General features: G+C 43.6%; 23 protein-coding genes, 1 tRNA gene and 1 riboswitch. Of the genes, 21 read left to right on the top strand and 3 right to left on the bottom strand.

The window, feature by feature from the left end; genetic code table 11:
• The first annotated feature begins 10 nt into the window (after window positions 1–10).
• From ICW03_RS11515 to ICW03_RS11415, 21 genes are all read left to right on the top strand, one after another.
• On the top strand, window positions 11–937 hold the full coding sequence (locus ICW03_RS11515; protein ID WP_215348139.1) for a tripartite tricarboxylate transporter substrate binding protein: 927 nt from the start codon (window positions 11–13) through the stop codon (window positions 935–937).
• A gap of 162 nt (window positions 938–1099) precedes the next feature.
• Complete coding sequence (locus ICW03_RS11510) at window positions 1100–1714, top strand: hypothetical protein (protein WP_215348138.1); 615 nt, start codon at window positions 1100–1102, stop codon at window positions 1712–1714.
• A 150-nt stretch (window positions 1715–1864) separates the two neighbouring features.
• Window positions 1865–1940 (top strand) — tRNA-Phe (locus tag ICW03_RS11505).
• 101 nt (window positions 1941–2041) lie between these two features.
• Window positions 2042–2395, top strand: a complete 354-nt coding sequence (locus ICW03_RS11500; protein ID WP_215348137.1) for a hypothetical protein — start codon at window positions 2042–2044, stop codon at window positions 2393–2395.
• Between the two features lie 83 nt (window positions 2396–2478).
• Entirely contained in the window at window positions 2479–2970 is a 492-nt protein-coding gene (gene pal, locus ICW03_RS11495; RefSeq protein ID WP_215348136.1) for a peptidoglycan-associated lipoprotein Pal, read from the top strand.
• A gap of 15 nt (window positions 2971–2985) precedes the next feature.
• Entirely contained in the window at window positions 2986–3507 is a 522-nt protein-coding gene (locus tag ICW03_RS11490; protein ID WP_215348135.1) for a hypothetical protein, read from the top strand.
• A gap of 12 nt (window positions 3508–3519) precedes the next feature.
• Window positions 3520–3825 (top strand): hypothetical protein, encoded by a 306-nt coding sequence (locus ICW03_RS11485; RefSeq protein WP_215348134.1) that lies wholly within the window; start codon window positions 3520–3522, stop codon window positions 3823–3825.
• 192 nt (window positions 3826–4017) lie between these two features.
• On the top strand, window positions 4018–4449 hold the full coding sequence (locus ICW03_RS11480) for a DUF3106 domain-containing protein (RefSeq protein WP_215348133.1): 432 nt from the start codon (window positions 4018–4020) through the stop codon (window positions 4447–4449).
• A 122-nt stretch (window positions 4450–4571) separates the two neighbouring features.
• Complete coding sequence (locus ICW03_RS11475; RefSeq protein WP_215348132.1) at window positions 4572–4970, top strand: DUF1398 domain-containing protein; 399 nt, start codon at window positions 4572–4574, stop codon at window positions 4968–4970.
• Window positions 4971–5068: 98 nt separating this feature from the next.
• Entirely contained in the window at window positions 5069–6526 is a 1458-nt protein-coding gene (locus ICW03_RS11470) for an alkaline phosphatase (protein ID WP_215348131.1), read from the top strand.
• Window positions 6527–6696: 170 nt separating this feature from the next.
• Window positions 6697–7263, top strand: coding sequence for an SRPBCC family protein (locus tag ICW03_RS11465; protein ID WP_215348130.1), 567 nt, complete (start codon window positions 6697–6699; stop codon window positions 7261–7263).
• A 153-nt stretch (window positions 7264–7416) separates the two neighbouring features.
• Window positions 7417–8922 (top strand): MmgE/PrpD family protein, encoded by a 1506-nt coding sequence (locus tag ICW03_RS11460; protein WP_215348129.1) that lies wholly within the window; start codon window positions 7417–7419, stop codon window positions 8920–8922.
• 198 nt (window positions 8923–9120) lie between these two features.
• Window positions 9121–10800 carry an alkaline phosphatase family protein gene (locus ICW03_RS11455; protein WP_215350344.1) on the top strand — a complete coding sequence of 560 codons (1680 nt, stop codon included), beginning with the start codon at window positions 9121–9123 and terminating at the stop codon, window positions 10798–10800.
• 157 nt (window positions 10801–10957) lie between these two features.
• Window positions 10958–11347: a tautomerase family protein gene (locus tag ICW03_RS11450; protein ID WP_215348128.1), complete on the top strand. Its 390-nt coding sequence runs from the start codon at window positions 10958–10960 to the stop codon at window positions 11345–11347.
• Complete coding sequence (locus tag ICW03_RS11445; protein WP_371819881.1) at window positions 11316–12023, top strand: DUF2461 domain-containing protein; 708 nt, start codon at window positions 11316–11318, stop codon at window positions 12021–12023. Before ICW03_RS11450 ends, ICW03_RS11445 begins: the two co-directional genes overlap by 32 nt.
• A 28-nt stretch (window positions 12024–12051) precedes the next feature.
• Window positions 12052–12561 (top strand): hypothetical protein, encoded by a 510-nt coding sequence (locus ICW03_RS11440; protein WP_251374410.1) that lies wholly within the window; start codon window positions 12052–12054, stop codon window positions 12559–12561.
• Window positions 12562–12684: 123 nt separating this feature from the next.
• Complete coding sequence (locus ICW03_RS11435; protein WP_215348126.1) at window positions 12685–13239, top strand: peroxiredoxin; 555 nt, start codon at window positions 12685–12687, stop codon at window positions 13237–13239.
• 146 nt (window positions 13240–13385) lie between these two features.
• On the top strand, window positions 13386–14069 hold the full coding sequence (locus ICW03_RS11430) for a haloacid dehalogenase type II (protein ID WP_215348125.1): 684 nt from the start codon (window positions 13386–13388) through the stop codon (window positions 14067–14069).
• A 10-nt stretch (window positions 14070–14079) separates the two neighbouring features.
• Complete coding sequence (locus ICW03_RS11425) at window positions 14080–14478, top strand: MAPEG family protein (protein ID WP_215348124.1); 399 nt, start codon at window positions 14080–14082, stop codon at window positions 14476–14478.
• Window positions 14479–14519: 41 nt separating this feature from the next.
• Entirely contained in the window at window positions 14520–15254 is a 735-nt protein-coding gene (locus tag ICW03_RS11420; RefSeq protein ID WP_215348123.1) for a sulfite exporter TauE/SafE family protein, read from the top strand.
• Between the two features lie 144 nt (window positions 15255–15398).
• Window positions 15399–15502, top strand: a riboswitch (glycine riboswitch).
• A 173-nt stretch (window positions 15503–15675) separates the two neighbouring features.
• Window positions 15676–15867: a hypothetical protein gene (locus tag ICW03_RS11415; RefSeq protein ID WP_215348122.1), complete on the top strand. Its 192-nt coding sequence runs from the start codon at window positions 15676–15678 to the stop codon at window positions 15865–15867.
• 62 nt (window positions 15868–15929) lie between these two features.
• Here ICW03_RS11415 and ICW03_RS11410 read toward each other — a convergent pair whose 3' ends face one another.
• The 3 genes from ICW03_RS11410 to ICW03_RS11400 are packed head-to-tail and all read right to left on the bottom strand — an operon-like array spanning window position 15930 to window position 17489.
• Window positions 15930–16574, bottom strand: a complete 645-nt coding sequence (locus tag ICW03_RS11410) for a histidine phosphatase family protein (RefSeq protein WP_215348121.1) — start codon at window positions 16572–16574, stop codon at window positions 15930–15932.
• 17 nt (window positions 16575–16591) lie between these two features.
• Complete coding sequence (locus ICW03_RS11405; protein ID WP_215348120.1) at window positions 16592–16990, bottom strand: GNAT family N-acetyltransferase; 399 nt, start codon at window positions 16988–16990, stop codon at window positions 16592–16594.
• A complete protein-coding gene (locus tag ICW03_RS11400) occupies window positions 16983–17489 on the bottom strand; it encodes an MOSC domain-containing protein (RefSeq protein ID WP_251374409.1) in 507 nt (168 codons plus the stop codon). Before ICW03_RS11400 ends, ICW03_RS11405 begins: the two co-directional genes overlap by 8 nt.
• Between the last annotated feature and the right edge of the window lie 61 nt (window positions 17490–17550).

Here is a 17550-nt window from a genome sequence, read left to right as displayed (position 1 = left end):
ATTGGCCATAATGGCCTCGCAAATTTCATTAGCGGCCTACCCAGACCGTTCTATTCGTTTGGTGGTCCCATTTGCTACAGGCGGAACTTCGGAAATAGTTGCTAGATCAGTTGCTAATAGCCTTAGTACCAGCCTTGGGCAGTCTGTTTATGTCGATAACAAACCGGGTGGCGCTGGCAATATCGCCATGGAAGAGATGAAGCGCGCCAAGCCAGACGGCTATACCTTAATGCTGGGCCATGTAGGAACGTTGGCGGTGAACCCAGCTTTATTTGGTAAAAAATTACCATATGATCCAAACGCAGACTTTGCGCCAGTTACTTTGGTGGCAAAGGTGCCCAATGTGATTGCTGTTAGCGAAAAGAGCAGCTATAAGACGTTGGCAGATTTGGTTGCGGATGCCAAAAAGAATCCTGGAAAAATTAACTATGGTTCAGCTGGCAATGGAAGCGCTGGTCATTTGGCAATGGAATACTTTTCTGCTGAAGCTGGCATTGATTTAGTTCATGTGCCATATAAGGGATCTGGACCAATGTTGACTGATCTCATCGGTGGCCAGATTCAAGCAACCTTCAATGGCTTGCCTTCGCTGATTGGACAAATTAAAGGGGGCGCATTACGCCCACTGGCGGTGGGCTCTGCAGAAAGATCAAAGGTATTGCCTAATGTTCCCACCATATCGGAGTCGGGTTACAAAGGCTTTGAAACCTCTCAGTGGTATGGAATTATTGTCCCAGCAGGAACGCCGCAACCAATTATTGATAAGCTTCAGAAAGAAATTGCCAAAGGCTTGAAGTCAAAAGAAGATTCAAAGAGAATGCTTGAGGATGGCGCTGTATTAGTCGGAGATACTCCGGCTCAATTTGGAGCCTTTATTAAAGCCGAGCAAAATCGTTGGGCTAAGGTTGTAGAAAAAGCAAAGATTACTGTTGACTGATTTCAGTATTCAAGCAAGGCGATATTAAAACCGCCTTCGGGCGGTTTTGTTTTGCTCGTATTATTCATCGCTAAACTGGATGGAAATCCCGGCCCACACGGCGCTAAAGGAAGCTGTCCACATAAAATATAAATCTCTCTTGCCGCTTATCGGAGCGTTTTGATGTTTAGACAAAAGCGTATTCACCTGTTGCCAATTATTCTTCTGGTCACTATTGGGGTAACGGGCTGCTCTATAGATAAACCCAATTTCTATATGAGGTCACTGATTCATTTGGAGTCTCAGAGCGCTATAGTTAGTCCAGAAAATCAAGTAACAGGAATTACATTTACGATGTCGCCCGCAGTTCAGGCTGAGTGGCCAACTCTTAGTGAGCGTGAGTTTTCAACCGAGGACTTCTCAGATAGCATAAAAAAAGAATTTAGAAGGGTAAATCTCTATAACGATGCCCCAAAGATACCCAATCTCACATTGCATATTGAGTTAACGGAAGTAAGGCTCAGGTCAACACTTCAGGCGCGTGACCTTGGAATGGCTACTGGCGTTGATTACATTAGAGCGAATGTTTCTCTTAAAGATGCCAGCGGCAACACTGTGCTTAAGTCTTATGTAAAAAGCCCAGACTTATATTACTGCCCCTCCAAAACATCGGTTCTAGGTATTCCAGTGGCAGGGTGTGGTTCGAAAGAGAGAGCCGAGTGGCTTTATCGAGATATGGCAGAAGAAATTTATGCCGAAATAACTGGAAAAATTAAGGTGGAAAATATCAGCCAGTAGCTTGTAAAAGTAATCCTCTATCCCACCCTTCAATGCCCCGCAGGATTAAACATCCGCACAAGCCAGGATTTACAAGGTTTTTCCAAGGGTTAGCTACAGTAGGCGCTTTTACTAAGCCCACCTCCAGTTTCATTTATAATTCCAGCTCTTGGCCTGGTAGCTCAGTCGGTAGAGCAGAGGATTGAAAATCCTTGTGTCGGTGGTTCGATTCCGCCCCGGGCCACCAAGAAATACCAAAACCACCTTCGGGTGGTTTTTTATTTGTATAGGCTGGGTGGAGTGTCGTTTAAAACGACAAAAATACTAATCGGGTATAGAATTTCATCCATGTTGCTTCGTAGTAAAACACTCGTTCTATTGATATGCCTCTTCTTGATTGGATTTAAGGCGGCGGCCGGAAATATTTTTATCCAGTCTGCGATTGAGCGGGCAGAGCTCGCTGGTGGTTATAGCAATACCTCAGTCTCACAGCAAGCGCATAGTAGTTCTGAATCGGCTGACGATAAAGAGCAGGTTCATACCATGTACCTCATGAGTCATGTGACTGCAAATATTAGCGACGTTGGAATTGTGATTTTTCTTCCGCCAATGACCAAGCATAAATTTGCTACAGCAAATGAAGTGCTATTTTCTCAAAACTTTCCCGACTCAGCATTTAAGCCACCCAAAGCTACAGCCTAATTTTCTTAGGTGGGGCATACCTTATGGGCATGTCTCTTTGCTATTTGGCTACTAGTGTGTAGCCGCGTTTGGGAAATCTCATCATGTTTAAATTTGTAAAAATATTACCTTTGGCACTATTGGTTTTATTCGTCTCTGCCTGTAGTAGCGTCAAGTTAGATGACGCCAATTGGGTGGCTGAAGTTAATGCGAAGGGCTCTATGACTTACGACCCCATTAGTGATCCAAAGTCTAGTGTGTATGGTAAGCGCTCAATCTATTTTGAGTTTGATAGCTTTACCGTAGATCCAAAATATGTTTCAACAATCTCAGCACATGCCTCGTACTTAAAAGCATTTCAAAAGCAAAAAGCATCGATCATTATTCAAGGCAATACCGATGATCGTGGAACGGCTGAATACAACCTAGCACTGGGCCAAAAGCGATCTGAAGCCGTTAAGAAGGCCCTGCTCGCTCAAGGTGTCAGCGAATCTCAGTTAGAGGCAGTGAGCTTTGGAAAAGAAAAGCCGGCTAACCCAGCCCAGACAGAGGCGGCATTTAAAGAAAATCGCCGCGCTGATTTTGTCTATCAATAATCCATAGGCTACTCAATGAAAAATATATTTAAATTAAGTTTGATAGGTATTGTTTTCCTAGGTGGATGTGCGACAAATGTTGCGCCTAATAATCCAGTACAGCTTGCTAAAACCCCATCACCAATGACAGCTCCAGCTCCCGATCATTCAGGCCCTGTAGCAAAGCGACTAAATGATTGCATCATTCGCGGAAATCAAAGTGCTGATGCTTTATTGGTCGATAGTCAGGTTATTGCTGTAACAAGAAATAATGCTCATGCAAAGGCCTTGTTTAGCTCCGCGGATAAATTGACAGACGAGCAAGCTAAGGCACTAACGAATTATCTGGCTGAAGCAAACTCATGTCGACCCATTGCTTTGGAGGGCTTAAGCCCCGCAAAGAAAGCGGTCTACGAAGATTTCTTTAAAAAGATTGATGGCGTGTATGCGGATCTTATAGCCAGAAAGATCACTATTGGAGTAGCCAATCAAGAAAGGCAATTGCTAATTCAGGATGCTCATATGAAGAAGCTAGCACTTCAACCTAAAAAGAATTAATGGGGTTGATTTATGGCTAGATATAAATTTGTATGTCGTTCCTGCAAGTTTGAATGTATTAGCGGCATCGGCAAAGAAGTGGGGCTTCACTCTTCTAAAGTGGCAATGGTTTGCAAATCTTGCTCAACAATTGATTCTTATGCGGTTGCTCATCCTGGAAGTATTAATACTGAAATTAGTATGCCGCCTGTTTGCACCAGTTGCCACTCTAGTGCTCATCTGTCGGAGTGGGATGGCCTTACATGTCCCCACTGCAATATGAATATGAGGGCCCTAGGCGGAGATGTGGATGCCGAGAGGCCTTTTAAATACTGGTAATCAAGGGTAAGCGCCAATACAGAAGCGCTTAATAGATGTTAGATTAGGGGCTTGTTTTTAATTCTATGTCGAGATTGTTATTGGCTGGAGGAGACTCTAAAACCACCTTCGGGTGGTTTTTTCATTTTGGCCGACGGATGAGGATCCATTGGTCGGGACTAGAATGACGAATAACCAACAAGAGGGGGCGTTATGAGTTCTAAGAAATTTGTAGTGGGACTGCTATTTGGCATATCTGTATTTTCCTTGGCTGGTGCAGCGATACCTGAACCACCTAATCCCTTGGCAAACAGCAACCTGACATTTGATCAACGCCTTGAGCAAATGAAACAAACTGATGCCGCATTACTTAAGGCAACTCCAGAAGAGCGTAAAGAATACTGGCATAAGATGCGCGATCAAATGAAGGCTTTAAGCCCTGAAGATCGCAAGTTGGTTCACGAGAAAATGAAGGCTCAATGGCAATCAATTACTCCTGAGCAAAAAGAAAGAATGAAAGCCGAGAGAAAGGCTTTCTTTGATGGATTAACGCCTGAAGAGCAGGCTGAGATGAAGGCCCGTAAAGCCAAATGGGAAAATATGAGTCCGGAGGAAAAGCAGAAGTGGCACAAGCTAGCTAGCTAGGATAAGAGCTCCTCGGTCCTGGTCGATTCCGCCCCGGGCCACCAAGAAACATTAAAACCATCTTCGGGTGGTTTTTTCATTTGTGAGGCGAGATAATTCAAGCTATCAATTTGAGGTTGCTTATGAATCCGAATACAAAAGAAGTTATTGAAAAATGCGCCCATCAATCTCATGCTGGTCTTCTAACCTTTCCAGAAGCATTGGGTCGCTTAATTGAGGTTGGCGTTGAGTCTTACTTCGCTGACTATCGCAATCAATCAACCACATACTATTTATCAAGCAATGACGCCCTAAGTATTCCCATGGCGATGCCCCCAATTGAAATTCCAAACTCATTTAATAAGGATGGAGTTGTTTCAGCTATTCGTGCTGCTCAAAGTGATGCGGTTAGATATCCTGAGTTCCTCAAGTTGACGATGTCTGCCGGCTGTATCGGATACATTGTTTGGATAACTGGAAGGCATGTGAGTTATTTCGGACGGCAGGGCGAAGTTCATATTGAGCATTTTCCGCAAGGATGAAAGCTCCTAAGCCCCGGTCGTTTTCGCCCTGGCCACCAAGATTTTATAAACCACCTTCGGGTGGTTTTTTCATTTGGGGCTAGGGGTATAGTTGCGCTATGAATAAATTAAAAACGCTCACTTACGCCTGTCTTGTTATTTGTGGAATTGCTATTTCCAATTTCGCACTTGCCCAAAATAACCATGGGCATAAAGCATTAGCTAGCGATATAGCCCCGAAAAATATTATTATTTTGTTTGCGGATGGGACAACCAGCAGTCAATACGAATTCGGTCGTTATTCCAGTGCGCTGCTTCGACAACAATCATTTGCTGTAACTGATGTCGTAATGGCAAAGGGACACTATCAGCTGATGAAAACAGAATCGGCAAATTATTTTGTAACAGATTCGGCTGCCGCTGCATCTGCCATGTCTACTGGCTATAAAGTAAATAATGGTGCCATATCAATTACACCAGATGGCAATACGCCACCCACAATAATGAGGGTGGCTAAAGACAAAGGCAAGAGAATTGGACTGCTCAGCACTGCGCCTATCTATGATGCCAGTCCAGCAGCTTTTAGTGTTCATGCCAAATCTAGGCGAGACAATGAATTAATCGTGAATCAGTATCTAGAGCTAGCCCCAGATGTCTTGATGGGCGGCGGCTCAAATTATTTCCTGCCAAACACAGTTGCTGGCGGAAAACGTCAAGATGGTAAGAACGTGATTGAAGCCTTTCAAGCAAAAGGTTACCAATACATCAATACACCAGAACAGCTTAATCAAATCAAGTCTCCTAAGCTTTTGGGCCTATTTGCCGAGGAAGATTTAGATTATGAAATTGATCGTAACCCACAAGAGACGCCGACTTTATCGCAGATGTTGACGGGGGCACTTCAAGTCCTTAATCAAGACTCTAAAAAGAGTAACAACAAAGGGTTTGTATTGTTTGTCGAGAATGAAAATACAGACTCTGCTGGCCATCAAAATGATGTTGCTGCTTTAATGCGAGATCTTTGGGCTTTTGATGATGCTGTAAAAGTTGCACTAGAGTTTCAAAAGCGTAATCCAGATACCCTGGTGATCGTTACTGGAGATCATGAGACGGGTGGCTTTTCCCCCACTTATGGTCGTAAAAATTCAGGGCCCGCAGGAAGCGCAAACTATCTGAATGTGAAGATCGAGCAGCTCAAGCTCATTGAGCGTTACACGATGTCGCTTAATGAGTTTTCACAAAAGTTTAATGCCAAGGCAAAGCAAACAACCAGCAGCTCTGACTTGAATGCCTATTTGAATGTTTTGTTGCAAGATAATTTTCCTGGCCTTGTTTTAGATGATGACTTGCGGGAAAGAATTCTGAGCCGAGGGCAACTGAATCCTAATTCAAATTATTTGCCATCCAATATCCTTGCTTTAGCAATTGCAAGGCAAACGGGCTTTTATTGGGGAAGCTCTGGCCACACCCCAACACCCATTACCGTTGCAGCCATTGGTCCAGGGGCACAATTCTTCAAGGGGTTTGATGACAACACCGCTTTTGCAGTAAAGCTGAGGCGATTAATGGGGCAATAACGGCCCCCTACCCCACTCTTGGTGCTTGTGGTCACCAAGAGGCACCAAAACCACCTTCGGGTGGTTTTTTCATTGAATGTTTGGCAGGGTCAGTAGCCGTTAATCTCGCATGACCCCATGAAGACATAGCGTTTAAAACGACAAATCTAATAAGCACCTAAAATTTGTATATGAAATGGCTTTTATTCTTAACGCTTGCTACCCCAGCTTTTGGGGGCTACGCACAAGAGAATCTAAATCCTTACGATGTTCAGGTGAACACTAGAGTAATTGATAGCCGTATTCAAATTGATGCCTCGTACACTGTTCCAATAAACATTTGCAGTGCCTTTGCCTTCCTTACTGCCTATGAAAGCGCAAAAACTATCCCTGGAATACTCGAGTCAAAAGTGATTTCTAGGGTTGGTAATAAGGTCCGGGTTTATAGGGTCATCGAAGAGCAAATTCTATTTTTCCCAATCGAGCTCAAATCTACTATTGAATATACTGAAGCTTCAAATCGCTTGGTAACTTTTGAGCAAATTAGTGGCGATACAAAGTTATACAGGGGCAGCTGGAGGCTCACTCCAGATAAGAATTCCACAACATTTAAGTACGACGCCCTGGTGGAGCCTCATTCGCTAATCCCTTCTACCGTCACTGAGTACTTTATGAAAAACGGCCTTAGAGATCGTTTCGAATTGATGGCTCAAAAGGCCAGAGAAACTAGAGCATCTGCAGCAATAGGCTGTAAATAATCAAGATCTTTAGGGTCAGCAGCAGAGGTGGTAAAACATTATTGCTTTAGATTCAGACTTGGCAATTGGCTGAGCGAGTAAAACAGATTAGGATTAAGTATTACCGGGATGTAAGCAGGCAGTCATTAAAAAATATTTTTTTTGGGGCAAGAAATGAAAGTGAATCGACGCAAAGTATTGGGGGCCGGTCTTTTGTTGGGCGCCGGCTATATGGCAAGCCATACAACATTGGCTCACTCAGCTAAATCATTGGAGCAATCTGGCGATTCTGCTGAGCCACAAAAATCTGATAAAGCTGAATCATATGGTGCCGGCAATACGGGGCTAGGAATCACACGTCAAATCTCAAGTTTTATTTCAGACATTCAATATCAACAGCTTCCCCCAGAGACTATTCACGAGGCAAAGCGTGCAGCGTTAGATTGGCTAGGATGCGCGATTGCAGGCAGCCAACACTCAACACCAAAAATTCTAATCCGTTCATTCAAGGAAATGGGCTCACTACCAGCAATAACGGTTCTTGGCCATAAAGACCTTAAATTAAGCATGCTGGATGCCCCCATTGCTAATGGCCAGATGGGCCATGTTTTAGATTTTGATGACACGCATTTGGGAGGCGTGATTTTGCACACTAGTACTGCAACGATACCCGCTTTATTGGCAATTGGCGAGCATGCTAAATCTTCTGGCAAGGAGATCATTACTGCGCTGGTGGCCGCTTTTGAGGCGGGCATTCGGGTAGGGCAGGGCATGCCTGGACATCATCGCGGAGGGTGGCATTTAACAGGCACCTTAGGAACTGTTGCAGCAACAGGGGGCGCTTCTCGACTTCGTAAACTAAATGCAGTCCAAACCCTAAATGCACTAGGAATTGGCTGTACTCAAGCTGCTGGTATGCAGCAAAACCGAGGAAGTGATTGCAAGTCTTTGCACGCTGGTAAGTCTGCCTATCATGGTGTTTTAGCATCGATGTTGGCAAAAAATGGCTTTACTAGTTCGCCAGAAATTTTAGAAGGAAATTTAGGATTTACTCGCATCTATAGCAAAACTCAAGACCTTCCATTAATCACAGCAAATTTCGGGTCTCCATGGATGATCAACGGTAATGGCTATAAACCATATGCATGTGGTGTAGTTTTGCACCCTTTAATTGATGCCTCAATAAAAGTTTCCCAAGAATATAAAGTGCCCGAAGAACAAATTGAAGTGTTAGAAATTTTTGTGCATCCTGATGTGATCCGCATAACTGGAGTTGATGCTCCCGGATCAGGTTTAATGTCTAAATTTAGTGCAAACCACGCTGTGGCTGTTTCTTATATTGATCGGGCTGGTGGTGTGGCGCAATTTTCAAATGAGAAAGCCCAGCAACCCAGGGTGCAGGCGCTGCGCAAAATTGTTAAAGTAACCCCAGTTTCTTCTTACCGCCTTGATCAAGCGACCGCGGTTATTCGAACTAAGGACGGTAAATTCTATGAAGCTAAGATTGAACATGCTACTGGCACTGTAGCAAACCCAATGTCAGACCAAAGTTTAGAAGCTAAATTTTTAGGCAATACCACTGCAGTCATGGGCAAAGACAATGCAAATAAGGCCATAAAAATGCTCTGGAATTTAGAGAATGTAGACAATATAAATTCAGTGATACGTTTATTTGCATAAAAAACACCCAAAGGTGTAATTGTTAAATATGTATTACAGAGTTTAGTTAGAAGAAGCCGATTACAGAACAGGGGATTGAAGAGCTTTGTGTCGGCGGCTCGATTTCGTCTAGGGCTACCAAGAGATACCAAAACCACCTTCGGGTGGTTCTTTGTTTGTAGTTCTGCTATAAGTTGACTACCTATCAATGGAGCACATATGACTCAACAATCACGCCGTAATTTTTTAAAAACTTCTGCAATTGGGGGTGCCTCAGCGGCGCTGGGTGACTCTGCTTTGGCCGCACCACAGTCCACTAAAAAGAACGCGATGGATCATGTGGTTTTGGTGATCTTTGAGAACCGCTCTTTTGATAATATTCTCGGACATCTTTATACGCCAGGTGAAGTTCCAAAGTTTGAGGGCGTGATTGGCAAGAACTTAAGCAATCCAGTTCCATCATGGGCTCAGTATCCTGCACCAAATGGTAGGGTGCCATATGGTCCGGCTACCTACATGGATGGCCCTAATCCCGATTCTGGTGAAGAGCACCCACACACTAATACACAGCTTTACAACATCTTGGATGATCGTAATCGCTTCAAAATGGCCAGCCAGATGTCTGCCCCATACAATGCGCCTGAATCATCTCTCGTTAGGCCCACAATGGATGGGTTTGTGACTGACTACATCAGCTTTTACACGGCAGAGATGGGGCGACAGCCAACATATCAAGAGTATTCACAAATCATGACTGGCTACACGCCAGAACAAATCCCAGTGATTAGCGGCTTGGCTAAAGGCTTCTCTTGTTTTGATCATTGGTACTCAGAAGTTCCATCACAAACATTTACTAATCGCTCATTCTGGACGGCAGCCACTTCATCAGGCTTTGTAGTCAATGACTCGTCAACCAACTTCTTATTTAAGAATACTGCTGAGACGATCTTCAATCGCCTAGAAGCCCACGGAAAAACTTGGAAGATCTATGTATGTGAGCCTGACCCGATTTCATTTACTGGCCTTGTTAATATGCCGAGTTTGAAGAAGTATTTCAAAACGCATATCGTTCCGTTCTCTGAATATGAAAAAGATTGCGCTAACGGAACATTGCCAGATTTTTGTTTGATTGAGCCCAACTTGCTTGCCGCTCACAATGATTACCATCCAGCATTTGGTAGGGCCTTGATTCAGGGCATGGATCTTCCAATTGATCCACCCTCATCCATATTGGGTGGCGAGGCATTCTTAACTCGTATCTACAACGCATACAAAGGAATGGGCACAACACAAGCCGGATCGAATGTACTCAATACGACTTTGTTTATTGGTTGGGATGAGCCAGGCGGGACCTATGATCATGTTGCACCACCATTGGTGCCAGCTCCAGACCCATCAGTACCAAAAGGTCAGCAAGGGTTTGATTTCCGTAGATCGGGCTATCGCGTTCCTGCAGTGATGATTTCTCCATGGATTCCTGAGAAGACAGTATTTACTAAAGAGTTTCGCCATACCTCCATGATTGCGAGTTTACGTAAGGCGTGGAATTTAGGAAAACCATTTACTGCTCGTGATGCGAACGCGAGAACGTTAGAGTCTTGCTTCACACTTACAACGCCTCGCGATCCAAGTACATGGCCTACTCCAGTCGCACGACCAGTGCCAGAATACAAAGCGCCAGAGTTAAATAATCTACCACCGGCATATTCTGGATTGGCTAAAGCAATGATTCCAGGTGTCGTGAAGTTCTCTCACGCAGAAGGCTATCCAACTCCTTCTATGCCAAAAGATCCCAATGGGCCAATTACGCCAAAACAAGGCATTAAGATTGCTTTAGAGTTGGCAGCGGAGATGTTCCCGCAATTAGCGCAAAAGGGAAGTATCAAGAGTCAGTATTAATCTCTTAAGCGAATAGACATCTTTGGCCTTGGCCTATTCGACGCAAAGAACCAAGCAACACCCAAACCACCTCCGGGTGGTTTTTCATTTGTATGCAGCGAAGTTAAGCCTAAATTACTAGACCCCTTTAAGATGACTAGATCTAAGGAGAATAGTGATGCCATTAGTGAGAATTGATTTAAGCAAAAAATACTCTGAGAGCTTTGCCCAGCAAGTTGGGGACATTGTCTATAACGTGATGCGAGAGCAAATTAATGTTCCTGAAGACGATAAGTTTCAGATTATCACCAGACACGACACCTCAGAATTCAATATTCCAAAAAGCTACTTAGGAATCGACTATTCTGAGGGGATCATTTTTATTCAGGCAACCATAAGCTTTGGTAGATCCGCGGATCTTAAAAAGAATTTATACAAAGCTATTTGTAATGCTTTGGTACAAAATCTTAAAGTCAGACCTCAAGATGTCTTTATCAATTTACTTGAAGTAAATAAAGAAAATTGGTCGTTTGGTAATGGTGAGATGCAATATGCCGAAAAGGATTAACCGTCCCCAGTTCAGCCCAAAAGCTTTTAAATTTCTTGAGGAGCTAACTAATAATCAAAACAGAGCGTGGTTTGCAGAACATCGGCCCGAGTATGAAGAGTTTGTGCGCGAGCCCATGAAATCCTTTACAGAGGTCTTGTCTGAAGAGCTTGCTAATAATGAGGTGCCATTGTGGGGCGACCCCAAGAAATCCCTTTTTAGAATCAATCGAGATGCTCGATTTTCAAAAGCCAAGCATCCCTACAATATGCATGCCAGCGGTTTGTTTACAAGAACTGGTGACAAACATTCTCCTGGTGTTTTGTACTTCCGCTTAGATCCTTTAGGTAGCAGGTGCGCCGCAGGTTATTTGCAGCCTGAGGCCCACATTCTGAAAAGGCTAAGACAAGGAATTTTAGATAACCCTCAGGCTTGGTTATCTATAGAGAAATCCCTTATAAGAAAGGGCTATGAGCTTGATTATTCACACTCATTGGCCCGTATTCCACGGGGCTTTGATAGTGTTCCTAAAGAAGTGGAGCAGGCGCTCAAGCTTAAAGGGTGGATTATTAGGAGGCAGTTGCCTAGACCAATGATTTGTTCGAAAAGTTTACCGAATGAGATCGTGAGTTTTGCAAAAGATATGCTTCCATTGCTTAGCTTTGGTTGGCATGCCTTAGAAAAGTTTTCTGATTAAGATCTTGCAAATACTTTAGGGTCGGTAAATGCGCAAGCAAAAGTTTAATAAACGGTATATAAAAGATAGACTCTTGACCAAAGGCCTTCAAATGAAAAAAATAATCTCAGTAGTTTTGTTGTCTCTATTTATATTTGACCCGTCGTTCGCAGCAGATCTTCCTCCGGCTAAGCAAGACCCTGTTTGGCTAACGGAAGCAAGGGCAAGCATTAAGGCTGAAAAATATGATCAGGCAATACGGCAATTACAGTCTGCCAATGAAACAAGATCGGCTGATTGGAATAATTTGCTTGCTTATAGCCTACGAAAAAAACAGCCACCTGATTTAGTCGGGGCAGAGAAGTACTATCAAGCTGCGCTGAAAATAGACCCAGACCATCGCGGTGCACTTGAGTATTACGGAGAGCTCAAGTTGATGAATAAGGACTTACCAGGCGCGGAGGCTTTGTTGGTGAGATTAGACAAAGCCTGTTTTTTTGGCTGTGAGGAATATACTGATTTAAAAGAAGCCATACAAAAATATAAGTCTAAAAAGTAGAGTCAGGCATTTCTTGTCCTGGTTCGTTTTTGCTCCGAACCTCGGATAAACACTAAAACCATATTCCAGCAATTTTTCTTTTATTGTCTGGTTACGCGGATCCTTTACGTATAGAATCTTTTTATGACAAATCTCAATCAGCTCCCTACAGACCTTCCCATTCCTCAAGACGATGGCTCAACCAATCATTTGAAGGGCATGGCGCTGCCCAATGTTTCTTTAAATGCCACCAACGGCAAGACTGTTAATTTTGGTGACATCAAGGGTAAATTGGTTATTTACTGCTATCCAATGACGGGGCAGCCCAATGTTGCGCTGCCAGATGGCTGGGATCAAATACCTGGAGCGCGAGGCTGTACGCCTCAGAGCTGTTCATTTAGAGACCACTATCAAGAGCTTCAAGCTTTGGGCGCAGAAGTTGTTGGCTTAAGTGTCCAAACTACGGAATATCAAAAAGAGATGGCAGATAGACTTCATCTCCCATTTCCGGTAGTTAGTGACGCGGGCTATAAGTTTCAAAAGGCATTGAATATGCCAACCTTTGTGGCTGCCGGAATGACTTTATTAAAGCGAGTCACGCTCATTGCAAACAATGGCGTGATTGAGGCGGTTCATTACCCCATCTTCCCAAGCGATAGTGATCCGGCTTGGGTTATTGATTATTTAAATAGTCATTAGGGTTAGCATCATTGGGCTTAGTTGGTTTTGTTCGGGGTCGCTATGAAACACTCAAACCACCTTCGGGTGGTTTTTCTATTTCTTAAGATCTTTAAGAATAACTTTTAAGCGACAATGGAAACTCATAAAAAAGAGCGGGAGATATCATGTACAAGCTCATAGCCTTTGATGCCTATGGAACATTATTTGATGTGTATTCGATGGGGCAGCTAGCGGAAGAATTATTTCCAGGTCATGGCCAGGCTTTTGCGTTAATGTGGCGCGATCGTCAGATTGAATATACCCGCCTAGTCACAATGAGTGACCCCAATCCTGGTGGAAGCAAGCACTATCTCCCATTTTGGGAATTAACAATTCGCTCACTTCGCTATGTTTGTAAGCGCATGGAATTAATTCTCACGGCAGAATATGAGAAGCGACTCATGGATCAGTATGCGAAGCTTGATGGCTTTAATGACAGCTTAAGTGTTCTTAAAGCAATTAAGGCCATGGGAATTTCCACTGCTATTTTGTCTAACGGCAGTAGAGAAATGTTGGCAACGGTAGTTGAAAGCAATGGCCTAGCACCATATTTGGATAAGGTTGTCACCATTGAAGATGTGCGTTTATTTAAAACTGCACCGCAAGCCTATGAACTTTTATTAAAAGCATTTTCAGTAAAGAAAGAAGAGATCTTGTTTGTCTCCAGTAATGCTTGGGATGCGCTAGCAGCCAAATGGTATGGGTTTGATGTATTTTGGGTCAATCGTCTTGGCCATCCTTTTGAAGAGATTGGTGAAAAACCAAACTACGAAGGAAATTCATTAAGTAAAGTTTTAGAAGCAATCTAAGGAGAAATACATGTTGCTAATGACTTCAATTATTGCTGCAATCCTGACTACTATTTTCGTAAAGCTTTCTTTTGCAGTAATTGGGCTTAGAAGAAAAAATAAAGTTGGTCTAGGAAGCGGAGGTTACGACGATCTAGAAAGAGCTATTCGTGCTCAAGGTAACTTTGCTGAGTATGTGCCAATCGGACTCATTTTGATCGCTTGTCTTGAGTTAAATGGCGCCCCTTGGTGGCTTGTTATGCTCCCCGGAGTCACTTTAGTTGTTGGGCGCTTAATTCATGCCAAAGGTATTAATGAGCCGCCGCCCAATTTTAGTAGTCGTGTGTTGGGAATGAAATTTACTTTTGGAACCCTTATTACGTTGGTAATTCTCAATTTAGGCTGGTCTTTGTGCGGCCTGCTTATATAGAGACCGCTTAAGTCGTCCTTAATCAATAGAGGTAAGTAAGCTTGTCTGATCTAATTCTTCAAGCCCTAGTCCTGGGCTCTCTGGGTGTAAGTGCCGGGGTCCTGGGTGGCGTCATTGGTTTTGGCACTACCATCATCCTAATGCCTGCCCTTGTCTATTTTTATGGGCCTATTCAGGCAATTCCTGTTATTGCTTTAGTTGCTACCGTAGCTAATCTCTCTCGCATTTTTTTGTGGTGGAGCGTTATTCAGTGGCGCGTTTGTCTTGTCTATAGTCTTACAGCGATTCCGTTCACGGTGTTGGGCGTAAATACTTTGGTGCAACTTGATGAGCGCTTAATCGAAATAACTTTGGGCGGTTTTCTAATTTTGCTAGTCCCGATACGCCGCTGGATGCGCAGGAAGAATTTTTATTTAAAGCTTTGGCAGATGGGCTTAGTTGGCGCTGTTATTGGTTACTTGACAGGCATTGTTGCGACTACTGGGGCAATAAATACTCCTTTCTTTTTAGCTTATGGCTTAAGTAAGGGTGCCTTCTTGGGTACGGAGGCAGCAAGTACCCTATCGATTTTATTTACCAAGGGCATAGTATTTCATCAGCTAGGATTTTTGAATATGATGGCCATCATGCAGGGACTTTTAATTGGAGTTTGTGTTTTGGCAGGCTCAATTTTTTCTAAAAGAGTTGTATTGTCTTTGTCAGAAGATAAATTTTTATTGCTGATGGAATTGGTAATGCTGATCTCAGGAGTTTCAATTTTGGCAATGTCTTTTTAGTGCGCATTGGTATAAATCATTAGTTTGATAAAAATAGCATTCAGCTATAATTTTCATTAGCAGGAGAGTGAGGGGTTTCCCTCCACCGAAGGCGCAAACTCCCATGAACGCTCAGGTATCCACCAGGAAGGTACTGCTTATCCTAAATAGCCGTCTGGAGAGCCACCATTTTTATGGTGCACCGAAGGAGCAAGCCCTAAGCAACGCTTAGGGTGAATCTCTCAGGTATCAAGGACAGGGGGAGCGGCATCCGTCAGAGCGACCTAGTTCGCTAGCGATGGGCTGCGTTGGGAGAGTCTCTATGTACATACCGATCGAATAGTTCGCCAATCTTTATCGCGCCGCTAATGCGGTTTTTTAATTCATCGATATTCCCCAAAATGAAGATTCGTTTTGGGCGTTAACTTATTAAGGTAAATATATGACAAACAAATTTGTTGAAGAGGCCCCATATCATCCCGGTTATGAAGATGCTGGCTTTAAGGGGGCTGCTTCACCTCTTGCTGCAGAAATTGACCGCTTTAGAAAAAGCAATTCTCGGTACTTAAACTTTGCTGATGTAATCGTTGATTTTTGTGTTTCAGATCAAAATAAATTGCATCCCGCTAAGTAATTGCAAAACTAATAAGCCACCCTAGGGTGGCTTATTGATATAAGGGATCAGACTTTTAGTTTTTAGAGGTCTAAATTATCTAGCGCTAAATTTTCTAGGTGACTAGTATCAGCCCAGCCATCAACTTTCCAGGTATGCCCATCATGGCTAATCCAGTTAAGGGAGGCATTGGGAACTGCAACAGCTTTTTCAGCATCTAAGGGTTGATTGCTCGCAATTCTGTACATCATGTCTAATGCGCCACCATGACTTACCAATAAAACTGTTTTTCCAAGATATTGTTCGCGAAGTTTTTCTAGCGCAATTTTGATGCGATTCGCAAATTGTTGAATGCTTTCTCCGCCACGCAATTCCTCGTAAACATTTCTGCTGAGGTGAGATCTCCAAAGGTCTGGCTCCAGCCGAGGCGCTTCATCAGTAGTGAGGCCTTGTAGAGCACCAAGATGACGCTCTCTAAGTTCTGCATTTGTAATGGCAGATGTACCAAATAATTGTTCAATTGCTTTTGCAGTTTTGGCGGCCCGCTGGAGATCGCTTGTATATAAAACATCAAACGTAAGGTTAATTTTTTTAATGGCGCGTGCCATTTGTTCTGCCTGCGCCAGGCCTCGAGCATTTAGGCCTATATCAGTGTGGCCTTGAAGGCGACGCTCGGCATTCCAGTCGGTCTCACCGTGGCGAACTAAACAAAATCGTGTAATGGTCATGGCGCAATGATAAAGACTTAATTGTTTTTTATAGTCCACGCACGTGGATTATGTTCAAAGCCAATATGCTCGTAGTATTCGTTTGCTTTAGGCGCTGCCAATAAAACAATCATGCATTCGTGACCAAGTCGAGATTTGGTTTCTTCAATCAGTTGCTTGCCAATTCCAGAGCGTTGGTATTGTTGATCCACCGCTAAATCCGCAAGGTATGCCACGTAAGCAAAGTCAGTTAATGATCTAGAAATGCCTACTAAAGTTTCGCCATCCCATGCGGTGATTGTAAGGTTGGCATTTTTGAGCATAGCTTCAAAGGTTTGTACATTGTGAATGGGGCGACGCTCCCCAAGAGTTGAGCGTTTGTAAAGGTCTATCGCTTGCTCGGCAGTAATGGTGGCGTTGTCGCGGTATTCAATCATTTGTTTTCTCTGTAGATAGCTGATCACCAACGGTCAGAACTCCGGAATTTAATATCTCCGCACGAATCCCGCCGCGCCCTTCAAATGCTTCCATGAAGCTTGGTCTACTGAGAAGTTGAGCAGGCCTTTCGCACGGAGCACAAAGTTCAGTGCCTATCAGTTGAATGCTGCCCAGCTGAAATTGTTTGCCCACCAGATTATTGAGCTCGGTTGCCGAGATGCCCTCAAGTGCGATATTTCGACGTGTCTCTGCAGCGTCAAAAGTGGGCTCATCGCCAGCTTTTAGCCAGTCGTTTGCCGTTTCAATGCCTGATAGGCTAATTAAGCTGATGTGACGAACTTTATCGGGCTCTGTTGCAGAATATGCTCCAGTGCCCATGGCATAGCGGTCTCCTTCAATACCTATGCCGGTATTGAGTTTAGCGGAGTGAGTAGATTGCATTTTTGCCCCAGCAGAGGGTGCGATATAAATGGCTTGTATATAGGCGTTGAATTTCATAGGCAGTAGTTGAATATTACAGCCCACCCGTGAACGATTGTTAATACAATTAATTCAATAC

Origin of the sequence: Polynucleobacter sp. MWH-Aus1W21 (assembly GCF_018687275.1) — a bacterium.
GTDB lineage: Bacteria > Pseudomonadota > Gammaproteobacteria > Burkholderiales > Burkholderiaceae > Polynucleobacter.
Note: the sequence above shows the minus strand (reverse complement) of the source record. Positions and strands in the feature narration are given on the sequence as shown.

Coding starts and splice junctions, on each gene's coding strand:
- ICW03_RS11515 (WP_215348139.1), top strand. CDS start 11: ATGGCCTCGCAAATTTCATTAGCGGCCTACCCAGACCGTTCTATTCGT.
- ICW03_RS11510 (WP_215348138.1), top strand. CDS start 1,100: ATGTTTAGACAAAAGCGTATTCACCTGTTGCCAATTATTCTTCTGGTC.
- ICW03_RS11500 (WP_215348137.1), top strand. CDS start 2,042: ATGTTGCTTCGTAGTAAAACACTCGTTCTATTGATATGCCTCTTCTTG.
- pal (WP_215348136.1), top strand. CDS start 2,479: ATGTTTAAATTTGTAAAAATATTACCTTTGGCACTATTGGTTTTATTC.
- ICW03_RS11490 (WP_215348135.1), top strand. CDS start 2,986: ATGAAAAATATATTTAAATTAAGTTTGATAGGTATTGTTTTCCTAGGT.
- ICW03_RS11485 (WP_215348134.1), top strand. CDS start 3,520: ATGGCTAGATATAAATTTGTATGTCGTTCCTGCAAGTTTGAATGTATT.
- ICW03_RS11480 (WP_215348133.1), top strand. CDS start 4,018: ATGAGTTCTAAGAAATTTGTAGTGGGACTGCTATTTGGCATATCTGTA.
- ICW03_RS11475 (WP_215348132.1), top strand. CDS start 4,572: ATGAATCCGAATACAAAAGAAGTTATTGAAAAATGCGCCCATCAATCT.
- ICW03_RS11470 (WP_215348131.1), top strand. CDS start 5,069: ATGAATAAATTAAAAACGCTCACTTACGCCTGTCTTGTTATTTGTGGA.
- ICW03_RS11465 (WP_215348130.1), top strand. CDS start 6,697: ATGAAATGGCTTTTATTCTTAACGCTTGCTACCCCAGCTTTTGGGGGC.
- ICW03_RS11460 (WP_215348129.1), top strand. CDS start 7,417: ATGAAAGTGAATCGACGCAAAGTATTGGGGGCCGGTCTTTTGTTGGGC.
- ICW03_RS11455 (WP_215350344.1), top strand. CDS start 9,121: ATGACTCAACAATCACGCCGTAATTTTTTAAAAACTTCTGCAATTGGG.
- ICW03_RS11450 (WP_215348128.1), top strand. CDS start 10,958: ATGCCATTAGTGAGAATTGATTTAAGCAAAAAATACTCTGAGAGCTTT.
- ICW03_RS11445 (WP_371819881.1), top strand. CDS start 11,316: ATGGTGAGATGCAATATGCCGAAAAGGATTAACCGTCCCCAGTTCAGC.
- ICW03_RS11440 (WP_251374410.1), top strand. CDS start 12,052: ATGCGCAAGCAAAAGTTTAATAAACGGTATATAAAAGATAGACTCTTG.
- ICW03_RS11435 (WP_215348126.1), top strand. CDS start 12,685: ATGACAAATCTCAATCAGCTCCCTACAGACCTTCCCATTCCTCAAGAC.
- ICW03_RS11430 (WP_215348125.1), top strand. CDS start 13,386: ATGTACAAGCTCATAGCCTTTGATGCCTATGGAACATTATTTGATGTG.
- ICW03_RS11425 (WP_215348124.1), top strand. CDS start 14,080: ATGTTGCTAATGACTTCAATTATTGCTGCAATCCTGACTACTATTTTC.
- ICW03_RS11415 (WP_215348122.1), top strand. CDS start 15,676: ATGACAAACAAATTTGTTGAAGAGGCCCCATATCATCCCGGTTATGAA.
- ICW03_RS11410 (WP_215348121.1), bottom strand. CDS start 16,574: ATGACCATTACACGATTTTGTTTAGTTCGCCACGGTGAGACCGACTGG.
- ICW03_RS11405 (WP_215348120.1), bottom strand. CDS start 16,990: ATGATTGAATACCGCGACAACGCCACCATTACTGCCGAGCAAGCGATA.
- ICW03_RS11400 (WP_251374409.1), bottom strand. CDS start 17,489: ATGAAATTCAACGCCTATATACAAGCCATTTATATCGCACCCTCTGCT.